15 protein-coding genes and 1 pseudogene are annotated in these 14,391 nt (G+C 33.3%); 4 read left to right on the top strand and 12 right to left on the bottom strand.

What is annotated here, in order from left to right; all coding sequences use genetic code 11:
• The first annotated feature begins 158 nt into the window (after positions 1-158).
• Entirely contained in the window at positions 159-1,553 is a 1,395-nt protein-coding gene (locus ERK18_RS08880) for an IS3 family transposase (RefSeq protein ID WP_222710143.1), read from the top strand.
• Between the two features lie 60 nt (positions 1,554-1,613).
• Positions 1,614-1,864 (top strand): annotated as a pseudogene (locus ERK18_RS08885) (transposase); the annotation flags it as partial.
• 353 nt (positions 1,865-2,217) lie between these two features.
• On the opposite strand, the gene ERK18_RS08890 reads toward ERK18_RS08885, so the two are convergent.
• The 5 genes from ERK18_RS08890 to ERK18_RS08910 form a co-directional block, all read right to left on the bottom strand.
• Positions 2,218-3,420, bottom strand: a complete 1,203-nt coding sequence (locus ERK18_RS08890) for a beta-ketoacyl-[acyl-carrier-protein] synthase family protein (protein WP_122052582.1) — start codon at positions 3,418-3,420, stop codon at positions 2,218-2,220.
• Positions 3,421-4,014, bottom strand: coding sequence for an NAD(P)H-dependent oxidoreductase (locus ERK18_RS08895; protein ID WP_038524445.1), 594 nt, complete (start codon positions 4,012-4,014; stop codon positions 3,421-3,423). It abuts the gene before it with no gap.
• Entirely contained in the window at positions 4,014-5,111 is a 1,098-nt protein-coding gene (locus tag ERK18_RS08900; protein ID WP_052059688.1) for an aminotransferase class I/II-fold pyridoxal phosphate-dependent enzyme, read from the bottom strand. Before ERK18_RS08900 ends, ERK18_RS08895 begins: the two co-directional genes overlap by 1 nt.
• On the bottom strand, positions 5,093-5,476 hold the full coding sequence (locus tag ERK18_RS08905) for an acyl carrier protein (protein WP_052059689.1): 384 nt from the start codon (positions 5,474-5,476) through the stop codon (positions 5,093-5,095). Before ERK18_RS08905 ends, ERK18_RS08900 begins: the two co-directional genes overlap by 19 nt.
• Positions 5,477-6,114: 638 nt before the next feature.
• Positions 6,115-6,321: a hypothetical protein gene (locus ERK18_RS08910; protein ID WP_187155157.1), complete on the bottom strand. Its 207-nt coding sequence runs from the start codon at positions 6,319-6,321 to the stop codon at positions 6,115-6,117.
• Positions 6,322-6,442: 121 nt separating this feature from the next.
• Here ERK18_RS08910 and ERK18_RS08915 point away from each other — a divergent pair, with 121 nt between their 5' ends.
• Together ERK18_RS08915 and ERK18_RS08920 are read left to right on the top strand one after the other, a co-directional pair.
• A complete protein-coding gene (locus tag ERK18_RS08915; RefSeq protein ID WP_152560586.1) occupies positions 6,443-6,835 on the top strand; it encodes a DDE-type integrase/transposase/recombinase in 393 nt (130 codons plus the stop codon).
• A 48-nt stretch (positions 6,836-6,883) separates the two neighbouring features.
• The gene (locus tag ERK18_RS08920) at positions 6,884-7,108 is read left to right on the top strand and encodes an IS3 family transposase (RefSeq protein WP_187155158.1); all 225 of its coding nucleotides are present in this window, start codon (positions 6,884-6,886) and stop codon (positions 7,106-7,108) included.
• Positions 7,109-7,155: 47 nt separating this feature from the next.
• Here the strand turns inward: ERK18_RS08920 and ERK18_RS08925 are convergent, their stop codons facing one another.
• The 7 genes from ERK18_RS08925 to fmt are packed head-to-tail and all read right to left on the bottom strand — an operon-like array spanning position 7,156 to position 14,378.
• Positions 7,156-7,845: a thiamine diphosphokinase gene (locus tag ERK18_RS08925; RefSeq protein ID WP_109586432.1), complete on the bottom strand. Its 690-nt coding sequence runs from the start codon at positions 7,843-7,845 to the stop codon at positions 7,156-7,158.
• Positions 7,842-8,489 carry a ribulose-phosphate 3-epimerase gene (gene rpe, locus ERK18_RS08930; RefSeq protein WP_187155159.1) on the bottom strand — a complete coding sequence of 216 codons (648 nt, stop codon included), beginning with the start codon at positions 8,487-8,489 and terminating at the stop codon, positions 7,842-7,844. Before rpe ends, ERK18_RS08925 begins: the two co-directional genes overlap by 4 nt.
• Positions 8,490-8,499: 10 nt before the next feature.
• Positions 8,500-9,390, bottom strand: coding sequence for a ribosome small subunit-dependent GTPase A (gene rsgA, locus ERK18_RS08935; RefSeq protein WP_373307191.1), 891 nt, complete (start codon positions 9,388-9,390; stop codon positions 8,500-8,502).
• Positions 9,386-11,371 carry a Stk1 family PASTA domain-containing Ser/Thr kinase gene (gene pknB / locus ERK18_RS08940; protein ID WP_187155161.1) on the bottom strand — a complete coding sequence of 662 codons (1,986 nt, stop codon included), beginning with the start codon at positions 11,369-11,371 and terminating at the stop codon, positions 9,386-9,388. Before pknB ends, rsgA begins: the two co-directional genes overlap by 5 nt.
• The gene (locus tag ERK18_RS08945; RefSeq protein WP_034981301.1) at positions 11,368-12,117 is read right to left on the bottom strand and encodes a Stp1/IreP family PP2C-type Ser/Thr phosphatase; all 750 of its coding nucleotides are present in this window, start codon (positions 12,115-12,117) and stop codon (positions 11,368-11,370) included. Before ERK18_RS08945 ends, pknB begins: the two co-directional genes overlap by 4 nt.
• A gap of 4 nt (positions 12,118-12,121) precedes the next feature.
• Entirely contained in the window at positions 12,122-13,447 is a 1,326-nt protein-coding gene (gene rsmB, locus ERK18_RS08950) for a 16S rRNA (cytosine(967)-C(5))-methyltransferase RsmB (protein ID WP_187155162.1), read from the bottom strand.
• A complete protein-coding gene (fmt, locus tag ERK18_RS08955; protein ID WP_187155163.1) occupies positions 13,434-14,378 on the bottom strand; it encodes a methionyl-tRNA formyltransferase in 945 nt (314 codons plus the stop codon). Before fmt ends, rsmB begins: the two co-directional genes overlap by 14 nt.
• Positions 14,379-14,391 lie beyond the last annotated feature (13 nt).

Genomic DNA, 14,391 nt, shown 5'->3' on the forward strand with positions numbered 1-14,391 from the left:
AGCTAAAGAGGTTTGGTGGGATAAGTATTTACTGCAAATTTCCATTTTCAAAGTAGTTGAATATTTAGTCATGAAAAAAGTGCTCCTAATAGTCAGATTAATGTCTAACTATTATGGAGCACTTCAAATTAAGACAAATTAATTTTGAGGTTTTTATTATGTCTAAATTATCTAAGCAAGACAAAATTGATATCTATAATCTATGGAAAAACTATCAGGTTGGTTCTGGAGAATTAAGTCGCAGATATGATGTAAATATTAGTGTACTTAACTACTTAGTTGCTTTAATCGATCGCCATGGTTTTAGTATCCTCAATAAATCCTACATTACTTATTCTGCAGAATTTAAAGAACAGGCTATTAGACGTGTCATAGTTAATCATGAGTCTTTGTACAGTGTTGCGCTGGACTTAGGACTTAAGAGTCCAGGTATACTGTTTAATTGGGTGCGCTCTTACAAAGAAAACGGGTATAATGTCATTATTAAACCGAAAGGACGCCCTCGTCATGAAAGCCAAAAACAAGCTGATCAAGCAGGAAAATCACCGCTTAAAGCAAGAAAACCAAGCCTTACGCCAAGCGAACTTAAAACTTACTATCGAGAACGAATTTGTAAAAAAATTGCACGTCTTAGTCAACCAAAGGAACAAGAACCAAAAGCCGAAGAAATAGCTGCGGCAGTTACCCAGCTAAGACGTGAACTTAAAGTCAGTGTAACTTTTATTCTTGAAACTATTAACGCCAATCCTGATCTGCCGCACATGTCACGCAGTAATTATTACTACACCATTAATAAGAAAGATAAAGATGCAAAAAATCAACCGTTAATGACCTTAATACGCAAAATATATGAAGATAACAAACATCATTATGGCTATCGCCGTGTTGCTCAAACAATTCAAAATTTAGGTATTAAAGTTAATCATAAAAAGATCCAAAGATTAATGACTAAAATGAAATTATATGGTATTAGAATCAAGGGCTGGCGGAAGTACAACAGCTATCGCGGCAGTCAAGGTCCAATTAAGCCTGATTTAATTAGACGTAACTTCTTCTCTATTTTACCTGATCGTAAATGGTATTCTGATGTGACTGAATTTAAGCTTAACGGTCAAAAAACATACTTGTCGCCAATTATTGATGGCTGCACGCAGGAAATTATTTCTTACACGATTTCCCGCAGTCCTAATTTAAAGCAAACAATGGACATGTTAAAGTTAGCTTGGCAGAAACATCCAGCATTAAATGGCTTAGTCTTTCATACCGATCAAGGCTGGCAGTATCAGCACGCATCATTTCAGGCATGGCTTAAGAATCATGGTGTTGAGCAATCAATGTCACGTAAGGGGAATTCCTTAGATGATGGGTTAATGGAAGGCTTCTTTGGCATTTTAAAGAGAGAAATGTTTTATGGGTTTGAAAAAAATTTTAAGAATCTAACTGAATTAGAACAGGCGATCAGAGAATATATCGATTATTACAATAATGAAAGAATCAAAATAAAATTAAAAGGACTAGCCCCGATAAAATATCGGGAACTAGTCCTAAGTTAAAGTTTAATAATCTGTCCTAATTTTAGAGTTCAGATTAATTTTTTTAATATCTGATTTTAAAAAATCTATGAAGCAGATGAGTTTCAGTTAACAGAACTGATTAAGCTAGCTAAAACTAAGAGCGGGATCCAAAGACAGGTGCAATATAACCCCAACTGGCAATATTTAAAAGAAAAAGCCAAACAAACTCTTCAAAGTGACGAAGGTAAACGTATCTATGGGTGTAAAAAATAGATGTCGAGCCAGTCTTTGGGCATATGAAGAGTGTATTTGGTATGCGAAGAACACACTTGCGAGGCAAGAAAAAAATAGATCAAGTATTTCTAAAGAGAAATTCTTGGTCTATATTTTTTTGTCTAATAAGCTAGTTTTTTCCCAGACTCGAATCTAATTTACTATTTATCTTTATCAACAAATTTGACAAAGCGTCAAAAATTCAATTCTGTTGTCGATCTCAACTTTAATTATAAAAGAAAAAGTAAATAAAAATATCATCATACTTTTACCTACTATCTACTTTAAGATGTTTGACAACTAACTCTTAATTTTAGAAAAGGCTTAGTTACGTATATTTTCTTATAAAATGCTAATATATCACGAAAGATAAGAAAACCCACCTTTAGCTTTTAATTTTACATCTATGTAAATCTAATATTTTAAAATTTTAGTTCACCTTACCAAAAATTAAAACAGCATTAGTACCACCGAAAGCAAAAGAATTAGACATTACATAATTTTTTAAACTACTATTACTTCTTAATAGCATATTAGAAAAATTTTCTGATGTATTATCTAAATTTGTATTATTAATTCCAAATTGCTGTATGCATATGCCTTTTTCTAACATTTTCATACATAGTAAAGCTTCTAATGTACCAGAACCTCCAAGCATATGACCAAAAATTGCCTTTGTAGAAGAAACTTTAGTTTTATTACTAGAAAAAATAGATGAAATTGCATTAGCTTCTTCTCTATCATTAGCTATCGTAGAAGTTCCATGAGCATTTATATATGCTACCTGTTGTGCATCAATTTTAGCATCTAAAATTGCTTGTTTCATCGCTAATATCATACCCTCACTACTTGGTGCAACTAAAGATAGCCCATCTGAATAATTGCCATAGCCTAATATTTCTCCATAAATTCTAGCATTCCTTTTTAAAGCATGACCCATATTTTCCAAAATAATAGTAGAAGCACCTTCAGACATAACAAAGCCTGACCTATTGTTCATAAACGGCACAGAAGCTTTATCTAAATCTTGATTATCTGATAACACGCCTAATTTTTTAAATGCTTCTATTGCTTCATCATTTAAGCAAGATTCTGCTCCTATAACAATACCAACATCGGCATCACCATTTTGTAGTTTTCTAAATGTTTCCCCTATACTCACACTACCGGAAGCACATGCTGCACTATATGTTGTAATACTTCCATGAATTCCCAATTTAATTGATAGATTTGACGCTATCATATTAGGTAACATTTTAATTATAGTCCTAATACCTATTGCTTTAATAGACTTTTGAGTGGCTTTCTTGGTTTCTTCAACTGTGGTGTTAACCCCACCAATTGAAGTTCCAACTCCTATAATTGCTCTATCTAAATCTTTTTGTAAAAGTGCACTATCATTAACAGCTTCCATAGTCGAAACCATTGCTAATTGTGAAACACGATCCTGATATCTTTGTTCTCTTTTTGACAAAAAATCAGACAGTTCTGCTCTTACTCGACTAATAGTAACATTTAATTTTTCATAGTATTCAAAATTATTATTACCTTTTTGAGCTGCTTCCCAAGTTGAAATAACATTATTACCTAAGGGATTAATTGTTCCTAAACCAGTTACAACTACTCGATTCAATTAGTTTTCACCAACCCATTCAATCACATAATTAGCTATCTTTTCTAAATATTTATTTCTTCTACTTATACTACTATGATCAATACTTCCAAAATTTTTCCATACTCGCTTTTGGAAATTAAGCTGTTTAAGTGTACTGTTAATAAAAACTCCTTTAATAGCATTGCCACAAAACATTTTCAAATAAAATGTCGGAGAAGTCGAAGTCGTAAGAATCAAAGTCTTTTTTATATTTTTAAGGTTTCCTATTACTCCCGTACTGCCTACATTGTAAGCAAAGTCCTTTTTCATTATTTTATCAATAAACCCCTTTATAATGGCTGGAGTATCATTCCACCATACTGGGAAAATAAATATAACTTTATCTGTACTTTTGATGATCTTCTGATACTTACTAACTAAAGGATCAATTGTCTTTCCAACACTAAATAAAGATAGTTCTTCAGTGGAATATGTTGGATCAAATTTATCATTATACAAATCTATAACTTCATAATCTTCTTTATTATTTATCAATGCTTCTGTAACCTTATTAAGTATTGCATGGTTAAAGCTTCTTATATAAGGATGTGCGTATATTATGGTAGTTTTCATTACATAGCCTCTTTTGCCTTAAATTCTCGGAGAATATGTAAAGTATCTTTTATATTTTTATCAGTATGCATACTAGAGACAAAAAATCTAATTCTTGCCTCACTTTCTTTTACTGCTGGATAGATTATTGGTAAAGCATTTATACCATTAAATCGAAGAAATTTTGAAAGCTTCATAGCTTTTTCAGATTCTCCTAAAATTATTGGTATTATAGGTGTGTCCTTACTATTTCCTGTATCATAACCTAAATTTTTAATTTCATTTAATAAAATTTTTGAATTTCGCTTAAGCGATTTCAATCTACTTTGATCGCTTTTAAATATATTAATAGCAGCTAAAGCACTTGCAGTATTAGCTGGCGTAATACCTGCGCTAAAAACAAAGCCAGGTGAATTATACTTTAAATAATTTATAAGAGTTTTGCTACCAGCTATATAGCTTCCACAGCTAGCACAAGTTTTACTTAAAGTTCCCATTAAAATATCAATATTTTTCGGATCAATATCAAAATAATCACAGATGCCAGCTCCTCTTTTTCCAACTGTTCCAAATGAATGAGCTTCATCTATCATTAAAATACAACCATATTTCTCTTTTAATTCAAGTAATTTAGGCAGATTACAAATGTCACCATCCATGGAATAAGCACCCTCAACAATTAACAAGGTACGCCTATAATTATCTCTTAATCTCTTTAATACTTTTTCTAAAGATACCATATCATTGTGCTTAAATGAGCGTCTCATTGCATGCGAAAGCTTCGCTCCTTCAACTATACTATTATGAGCAAGTTCATCATGAACAATCAAATCTTTTTCATTAACAATATTACCAATCATGTTTACATTTGTACTATGTCCACCTACTTGTACAATGGAATCTTCCGTACCTAAAAATTGTGCAATCGCATGTTCTAAATCTTCATGAATTTTTAGCTCTCCTCCTAATAGCCTACTACCAGACACAGATGTTCCATACTTGTCTATAGCAACTTTAGCAGCTTCTTTTACATTACTATCACCATTTAATCCCAAGTAGTTATATGTAGAATAATTTATATATGTTTTGCCTCCTTCATTTATATAATTAGTAGGCACTCCTTCATCCTAATAAAATATGGCACCTTATCTCCATACTTCTTTTGTATTTCGTCAAATTTAATTATTTCAGGAAATGAATTTATACTTGATACGTTTTTTTCATATTTTGATACATTAATACCTAATTCTTTCTGAATTATACTCCAAACCTCGCCTACGGTAATTTCCTCACTAAGTTCTTTATAATCAATGGATTTTTCAGATAATCCATATTCAAACTCAATTGTCTGAATTAAATCAATCATCATTAATGAGTCAAAATCCATATCAACAATTAACTTATCACTCTTTTTTATTGTTTCTTTATTTTCTCCAGATATCTCAGAAATTATATTGAGCAACTTACTGAATTCTTTTTCCATAGTTAAATCCCTTCTAAATAAATTTTATTTAACACAATGATTATAACATTTTTATTATTTATATTAATAACAGTTAATGTTAATTGTTAGCGTCAACTTTTTGTGTGTAATAAACTTTTAGCCCTTACCTGCTGCTAGTTGCAGGTTTCACTTTTTAAATTATTTGCTCAGATAGTTCTAATATTTTACCGCCATTAATAATTCTTTGATGCCAGTAATGTGTCTTAACTGCTTCGTCAAAGTTTGCTTGAAAATGCTCATAATACTACATTTTTTACCTTAAAGTGCTGATCTTCACGCTTAATTTGCTACTCTTTAATAATTTTTATTTACTTTTCAAGCAAATACTTAGTTATATTACCACTTATATGACCTTCACCGCTGATAAGTAGTAGTCTGCGTATTTAAAATAGCTTGCCAGTTGCCTAAGATATAAGTTTTGACCTTCTTTAACATCTCGATTTGGGTAATGTTAAAGCTCGATCACTATAACGCGTTTTAAAATATAATTCTACTTTGTCGCGTTGACTGTTTAAAGCCCCAAGTGATATAAACAATAAGTGGCGGCTATTTTAGTATTAACAGCAGCCTTACGACAATATTTCAATAAGTGAAAGCAATTTAAAACAAGCTTACAATTAGGTAATATTTAACCCTTTCTCTAATCCAAGGTGCATCATCACTAGAAAGATAAAATTGCTTTGCTTGTGGCACAGTACTTGATCTGGTTGGTTAGGCAGCCGTCGAGCTTTGAGGTGCACAATATTGGCGTAGCTGCTACATAAATAAATCATCAAATAATGCAATAAGTCTTTTTGCTTGTCTTCTTTCCCTTCTTTCGTCATCTTAGTAACTATCCTTATTTTAAAATTGAATTGTTTTTATTGTCCTATGCTATTAATTTAAGAAATAAGCTGTTTTCTGCTATTCAAAGTATCGAAAATTATGATGATGACTTATCACCTAATGATTAATCATAAACGTGTCCAACGCTTAATGCGTGAGAACAATTTAGGAGCTAATAAATATAATCTGAGAGCCGATAAATATGATTCTTCAAAGGGTCCACAAAATAAGAAAGCTAAGAATCGGTTCCATCAAAAGTTTAAGACTGATAGACCATATCAAAAGGTCGTAACTGATATTAGTGAATTTAGATATGGTAACATGACTATCCGTGATCGTGTATATTTATCGCCATTTAAGGACTTATTCAATGGTGAAATTATTAGTTATACGATCACCGATCGTCCATTAACAAGATATGTTCTAGAAGGATTAGAGGGAGTGTTTACTGCAAGACAAAAGCTATTAAATTATCGAATGATAATCCATAGTGATCAAGGAATTCAATATTAATCTAATCCATATCGACATGCTTTACGAAAACATAAAGTATTTCAAAGCATGTCACGAAGAGCTACATATCATGATAATGCAGCTATGGAAAGTTTCTTTCACATTATGAAAGTTGAAATGAATTATTTTACACATCACTTTGATACTAAGAAACAATTGGTTAAGGCAATAAAAGAATGGCTAAGTTATTACAATGAAGATAGAATTCGGCACAAACTAAAAGGCTTAACTCCGATTCAATATCGGAATCAAGCCTTAAGTAAAATGATATAAAACTAACGTCCAGTTTTAGGGGTTAGCTTCAGAATCTGCTGTTTTTATTATTTGATATTTTGAAAGCGATCAATGTCCCTAGATTGAATAACTGCAACAGTTCCTTTTTTAAATGATAATTCAAATTGATCTTTATTAGGTAAAAATTCATTCGAACTAAACGAGACAGGATTATTCCCGCTAAAATCTGTTAAATTATATTTAGCTCCCGTAATTTTTAAATTTTGAACAGCTGTTAATGGTATTACTCCAAAATATTTATAAGTTGGTAATTTTTCTATCAAATGTTGTCCGTTATTGTAGAATCTGATTGAATTTTGTTGGTCAATAAGTTCGATGCTTTCAGCAAACTGGTTAAATCCAGGTTTAAGAACCATAAATAAATTAGATAGAAAATGATCTAATCGCCCTCCAGTTGCTCCAAAAAGGCTTAAATGAGAAGCATGATAATCTATAAAAGCACATCTAATAACCATTTCAGCATCCGTCAAGTCTTTTTCTGGAAGAGAATACCTGATATCATTAACATTTTTTTCAATTGCAGCTAATTCATTTTTTTGCAATGAATCAAAATCTCCTTCAGCTAAATCGGCCTTTATACCCATTTCTTCTAAAAGATAAGTCCCACGATCAACTCCGATTATTAAATCGCCGTTTTTTTTGGCTGCTAAAAGCTGCTTTTTAAGATCATTAGGCCATAACTGTTTAGGAGCGCCTAGCAACGCCCATGCTTTCATTCTAATATACCTTTCAGTTCAGCAATTTGTTGTTCAACACTATTTTGACAAAAAAGGTATGATCCAGCTACAAAAATTTCTGCTCCTGCATCTTTAGCTTTTTTAGCAGTTTGTCCGTTGATTCCTCCATCAACTTCAATAGGAACTTTTCCATTTACTAAATTTGATGCTTCTTTAATTCTAGAAAGAGAATCTGGAATAAATTTTTGTCCACCAAAGCCAGGAAAAACTGTCATTAATAAAATTTGATCTATTTTAGAAATAAATTTGGAAAGTACAGATACGGAAGTATCAGGGTTAAGAACCACACCAGCTTTAACTTGATTTTCATTTAAATAATCTAACCAGTAATTTAGTTTCTCTTCAGTCATTGCTTCATAATGAAGCAACATTATTTGAGCACCGGCCTTAGTAAAAGCTGGTACCAAATCATCAGGATTGTTACTCATCAAGTGAATCTCGGCCACAATAGATGGAAAAGCTTTTTTGAAATCTGAAACAAGTTGTGGCCCAAAAGATAAATTAGGTACGAAATGCCCATCCATGATGTCAATGTGAAATCGGTTAATGCCTGCATTCACAGCTGTTTGAATGTCTTTTTCTAAATTTAAGTTATTAATATTTAGTATTGATGGTGCTATCACTGTATTCTCCTTACTTTAAATATTCTGGTAATTTGCCATTTTCTATTTCTTTGCGCAATAACAAGTAATCATCATAGCGGCTTTTTTTTATTTCGCCTGTTTCAACTAGTTCTTTTACTCTGCACTTGGGTTCATTAAGATGTTGGCAACCACGGAATTTACAGAATTTACTTGCTCTTCTAAACTCAATAAAATAATTGCATAATTCATTTATTTTAATTGGAGTTAAATCAATTGCTGAAAACCCTGGTGTATCCGCAAGGTAACCCTTACCTAAAGGAAAGAGGTTTACTGTTCTTGTTGTGTGCTTGCCACGATTTAAGGAATTTGAAATAATCCCAGTTTCTTGGTGCAGACCACTTTTTAGTGAGTTAATTAAAGTTGATTTGCCCGCACCTGATTGGCCTGCTAAAGTCCATATCTGCTCGGAACCAATGTCATTAGGTAAATTACTTGCAACTTCTTTTTTACTATAATAGACCTTATAGCCTACTTCTTGATAATAATTCAAATTTTTTTGAATTTTATCTAGGTCGGATATACCAACTAAATCTCTTTTCGATAAAAAAATACTTACAGCAATGTTTTTCCAAGAAAAATAAGTTAGAAAGCGATCTAGCAATTGTAATGAAAAATCTGGTTGTACAGCAGACATTACGAGTAAAATTTGAGTCACATTGGCTACAGCAGGACGACCAATCAGGTTTTGGCGAGGCAACACTGCAACCAAATAACTTGTGCCTTGATCATCAATTTGAATCTTAACGTGATCACCAACAGTAGGTTTTAAATTATTTTTACGGAAAACCCCTCTGGCACGGGTTCTTATTGTATCAGTGCTCGTCTGAACGTCATAAAAGCCAGCAATCAGACCAGTAACAATTCCCTGATCTTCTTTAATCATTTTTGACCTTCTCATTCAAAATTGTCTGCCCGTCACGCACTACTTTCAGCTGACCAGGACCATCCTTAAGTTCAAATGGTATTGAAAAATTCATATCTTTTTTAATGTAAAGATCCCGATAAATATTGTTAATTGAATGATTATCATCTGAAACATAAATTTGAACATGATTCCCCCGCTTGTCATCTGAATCATCTTCATCATTATCTTCATAACTAACTGTGAAGTTTTTTATAGCTGTTAGATCACGCTCTTTTTTTGCGCCTTCAGAAACATTAACTGAAATTGTACTTCCCTTTGGTACTTTAGTACCAGCTGCCGGACTCATTGAAATAATCATACCCTTTTTAACTTTATTTGAATACGCAGAACTGACTTGCAAAGTTAAACCATGCTTATGTGCAAATTCTTGCGCTTCCTTCAATGAATAATTAGTTAGATCCGGTAATTTAGTCATATGATCTTTTGCGCGATGATTCTTTCCTTTTGACACAGTTAAAGTAATGGTTGTTTGGTCTGGCTTTACCTCCACATCAGCTGCAACACTTTGAGAAATAACATGATCAGGTGGAACGTTATAAGAAAATTGGTTTTCGCGAATTATTTCAAAGCCCAATTTTTCTAGCTTGTGTACTGCTATTTCATATTCGTCTCCAGTGACATCAGGTACTCTTACCATACCTGCTCCATCTGATATATAAAGATCAATGTATCTGCCTCGTTTTATTTCTACTCCTGCAGTAGGTGAAGTTTCAATTACTTTACCACGATCTATACTGTCAGAACTCCGGTGTTTTATTTTGCCTACTTTCAAGCCTACCATCTCAAGCCTATTTCTTGCGCTTCTTTCGCTCATATTTGTAACGTCTGGAATACGTACATCTTTATGATTGTTGCTGTTTAAAACAAAAAACATTAATCCAACGATTAAAACCGCAGCAATTCCAACAAAAAGCCACCACCATTTATGTTTACGCAAAGCCTGTGTAAAACTGGAATGATTTACTTTGGACTTATCACCTGATTCATCATTCTGTGTTCTGCTTTCTTCATCTAATCTATTGCTATTTGGATCAGATTTGAAATTAGGTAATATAATGGTTTCGTCATCATTATTCCCATGAGTTGGCTTAAAAACCGGTTCATTAGCCCTACCTGGCTCTAAACTACTGTCGAGATCATCTTTCATTTCTTTGGCTGAATCATATCTGTCACGTGGATCTTTAGCAGTAGCTTTTAAAACAACATTTTCTAAAGATTGGGGAATGTTTGGATCTTGTTTTCGTATCGAGGGAATTGGCTCTTGTGCGTGTTTTAAAGCAATTGAAACAGCTGAATCTCCGTTAAATGGAACATGACCAGTAATTAATTCATATAGAATTATGCCTAAAGAATAAATATCAGACTGCTTGGTGACGAGTCCTCCCCTCGTTTGCTCAGGAGACATGTAATGGACAGAACCAATCGCTGAGTTAGTTTGGGTAACTGAATTCTGATTAAGAGCCACAGCAATGCCAAAATCGGCAATTTTTATATTTCCATGCTTATCCATTAAAATATTTTGCGGTTTTAGATCTCTGTGAATAACATTATGTTTATGAGCCAGGGACATTGCACTTAGTATTTGGTCCATAATGCGGATAATATCTCCTAAATGCAAAGGAGAATTTGCTCTAATATAGTCTTTTAAATCTGGTCCATCGACATATTCCATTACCATGTATGGCAGTCCATGATCAGTGCCAACATCAAGAACCATTACTATATTAGGATGGCTCAGTTCGCTCGTTGCCAGTGCTTCTCTTTGAAAACGAGCCAAAGTTTGCGGTTCTTTTTGCAAATCAAGTCGCAAAATTTTAACCGCAACTTTTCGCTGTAAAATTATGTCTTCAGCAAGATAAACATTTGCCATGCCACCTTCACCCAAAGTATCGATTATACGGTAACGATCGCCTAACAAATAGCCCTTATTTATCATTTACCGTCACCGCCTTCGTTTAGAATTAAGCAAGCAGTAATATTATCCTCACCACCTAAGCGGTTAGCTTCATCAATCAATTTTTGACACCGATTCTTTAATGATAAATCTTTTGTAGCAAGAATTTGCTGAATCTGTGGGTCACTTAATGAGTTTGTTAACCCATCGGTACAAAGCAAAATAATATCGTTATCATTTAAAGTTACTTGTTTAAACTCTGGATCAATTGTACTAGAAACCCCCAGTGATTGAGTAATAATATTTTTTTGAGGGTGATTTCTAGCCTGTTGCTTCGTAATTTGTCCTAATTTTACTAACTCATTAACAAGGGAATGATCTTCAACTAACTGGATGAATTTACCATCAGAGTAACCATATGCTCTTGAATCCCCGAGATGTGCAATTAAAGCTTCGTTGTTAAAAATAGCAGCCAGGACAATAGTGGTACCCATACCATTTAGATCTGGAAAGCGATCTGCAGTTCTTAATATAGTTTCATTTTCATTACTTAGCTGGACGTTTAGCCACTTGCGTGCGCTGTCAGAATCGTAAAAGTCAGTAACGCCAAAATTATGACCCAAATGACTTACAGCCATAGTTGAGGCTACATCACCTCCCTGATGTCCACCCATACCATCACAAACTATGGCCAACAATGCGTTCCTTTTATTTTTGAAAACCTGGACAGAATCCTGATTACTCTTGCGTATTCGCCCGATACTAGATGCAAATGCTGTTCTAATCAAAACTTTAACCTCGCATTTTAAACTTAGCTATAAAAAAGCCGTCACTACCATAACTATCAGGTAAAATTTTCAGCATCCCTTGTGTTGCTTTAAGTTTACCCGCAGTGAAAGGTTGTAATTCAAACTGAGTATGACTTTTTAGAAAAGCCTTAACAACGTCTTCATCTTCTTCTTGAGTAATAGTACAAGTAGAATAAACCAATTCACCATCTCGACTTAACAACGTACTTACATGGTCTAAAATATCCAATTGTATTTTTTGTAATTTGACTAAATCCTGTAATGTTTTAGTATAACGAATTTCTGGTTTTCTTCTTATAAGACCTAATCCAGAACACGGAGCATCCACCAAGATTTTATCAAATTGTCCTTTTTTAAATGTTTGATCAGCTTTTCTGGCATCCATCGTTTTAACGTTTATTCTTGATTCAACTTTCATTCTTTTACCATTTTGCTTAACCAAACGCAGTTTGTTTTTGTGAATATCAAGAGCAGTAACATAACCATGTTTTAGCTTTTCAGCAATTTGAATAGTTTTTCCACCTGGTGCACTACATGCATCAAGAACTTCTTCATTACCTGCAAAAGTGAAAGCACTTACTGCCAAACTAGCAGCTTCGTCTTGAATTGTCAATTTTCCTTCTTTAAATAGGGAAGTTTTAAAGACACCACCATGTGCTAAAACCAGTTCATCATCAGCAATTTGAGATTCATTAGGAAAAAATCCTAATTTAGTTAATTCTTCTTTGATCAAATTATAATCAGTTAAACCTGAAACTCGAACAGTATTTTTTGCTGGTTTATTGATACTTGACAAGATAGAAGCTGTTCTGCTCTCACCCCAATTATTAATAAGGTACTGAACTAGCCACTGGGGAGTACTTTCTTTAACACTTAAAAAAAGCACTTTACCTTTATCATCAGGTAAAATCTGTCCCCTTCTTAAGAAAGCACGTAAAATACCATTAACAATCTTAAATCCAGCTGAATGTTTTCTACCAAATTCTTTTGCCAGATTATTAGCTTCATTTAGAACGGCTCGATCTGGAATACTGTTCATAAATAAAATTTGATAGGCGGACATCAATAACAATGGCAAAAGGTAATCTTCTTTAAGTTCAGTCTTTAATAGACCGCGAAACTGATACTCCAAATATATCTTTTCCTGAATAGTGCCATATACAATTCTTGTTGCCAACTTTTGGTCAGCTTGTGACAGCTTCGTTCCCTGCAAATTATTGCTAAAACTAATATTTGAATAAGAGCCATCACGAAATACTCGAATCAAGGTTGCAAGTGCTACAGAACGTGCACTTTTATGAACTGACAATCTTATCACCTTTACTGAAGTTTTTACCCTGACCGTTCAAAAAACTTTTAATTGCCATTTTTTTCTTTCCAGAAGGCTGAACTTCAAGTAAATTCAAAACGGTATGATTAGCAAAACTAATTGCAAATCGTTTTTTATTTTCAACGACAACTCCAGCAGGAAAGCTAGTCGTGTCGGCAGCAACTTCAGCTTGCCATATTTTAAATCTTTTACCATCAATGAGCAAATAAGCTCCTGGATCAGGATTAAGGCCTCGAATTAAATTATTAGCCTCAGTCGCGGTCATATTTAATTTTATTTGTTCCTGTTTTTTGCTGATATTTGGTGAAAAAACCACTTTATTTTCATCTTGCGCTGTCTTTTTCTGCGGATCAGCAATAATTTGCGGCAAAGTTTGGATTAGCAAGTCACGACCTAAAAGAGACAGTTTTTCAAATAAGGTTCCTGCATTATCTTCTTTTTGAATATCTATTGCTTTTTGGGCATAAATATCACCAGCATCCATTTGCTTAACCATTTCCATAATGGTGACCCCAGTTTGTTGATCACCGTTAATAAGAGCATATTGAATTGGCGCGCCACCACGATATTTTGGTAATAGAGAGCCATGAACGTTAACAGCAGCAATTTTTGCCGATTGCAGAAATTTACTAGGCAAAAACTGACCATAAGCAGCAGTGATGATTAAATCAGCGTGCATTTTTATTAAAGCAGCTAATTCAGCAGATTTTCCCAAATGTTCAGGCTGAAAAACGGGTAAATTCAGTTTCTTAGCTAAAATCTTAACCGGAGTTTCAGTAACTTTTTGTTTTCGTCCAACTTTTTTATCAGGTTGAGTAACCACGGCTTTTATTTCATAATCATTCTCTGAAAGAGCCTTTAAAATTGGTACAGCAAATTTAGGAGTTCCTAAAAAAATTATTGATGTCATTAATCATTTCCCC

The sequence above is a fragment of the Lactobacillus kimbladii genome, assembly GCF_014323605.1.
GTDB lineage: Bacteria > Bacillota > Bacilli > Lactobacillales > Lactobacillaceae > Lactobacillus > Lactobacillus kimbladii_B.

Coding starts and splice junctions, on each gene's coding strand:
- ERK18_RS08880 (WP_222710143.1), top strand. CDS start 159: ATGTCTAAATTATCTAAGCAAGACAAAATTGATATCTATAATCTATGG.
- ERK18_RS08895 (WP_038524445.1), bottom strand. CDS start 4,014: ATGAAAACTACCATAATATACGCACATCCTTATATAAGAAGCTTTAAC.
- ERK18_RS08905 (WP_052059689.1), bottom strand. CDS start 5,476: ATGGAAAAAGAATTCAGTAAGTTGCTCAATATAATTTCTGAGATATCT.
- ERK18_RS08910 (WP_187155157.1), bottom strand. CDS start 6,321: ATGACGAAAGAAGGGAAAGAAGACAAGCAAAAAGACTTATTGCATTAT.
- ERK18_RS08915 (WP_152560586.1), top strand. CDS start 6,443: ATGATTAATCATAAACGTGTCCAACGCTTAATGCGTGAGAACAATTTA.
- ERK18_RS08920 (WP_187155158.1), top strand. CDS start 6,884: ATGTCACGAAGAGCTACATATCATGATAATGCAGCTATGGAAAGTTTC.
- ERK18_RS08925 (WP_109586432.1), bottom strand. CDS start 7,845: ATGAAAGCATGGGCGTTGCTAGGCGCTCCTAAACAGTTATGGCCTAAT.
- pknB (WP_187155161.1), bottom strand. CDS start 11,371: ATGATAAATAAGGGCTATTTGTTAGGCGATCGTTACCGTATAATCGAT.
- fmt (WP_187155163.1), bottom strand. CDS start 14,378: ATGACATCAATAATTTTTTTAGGAACTCCTAAATTTGCTGTACCAATT.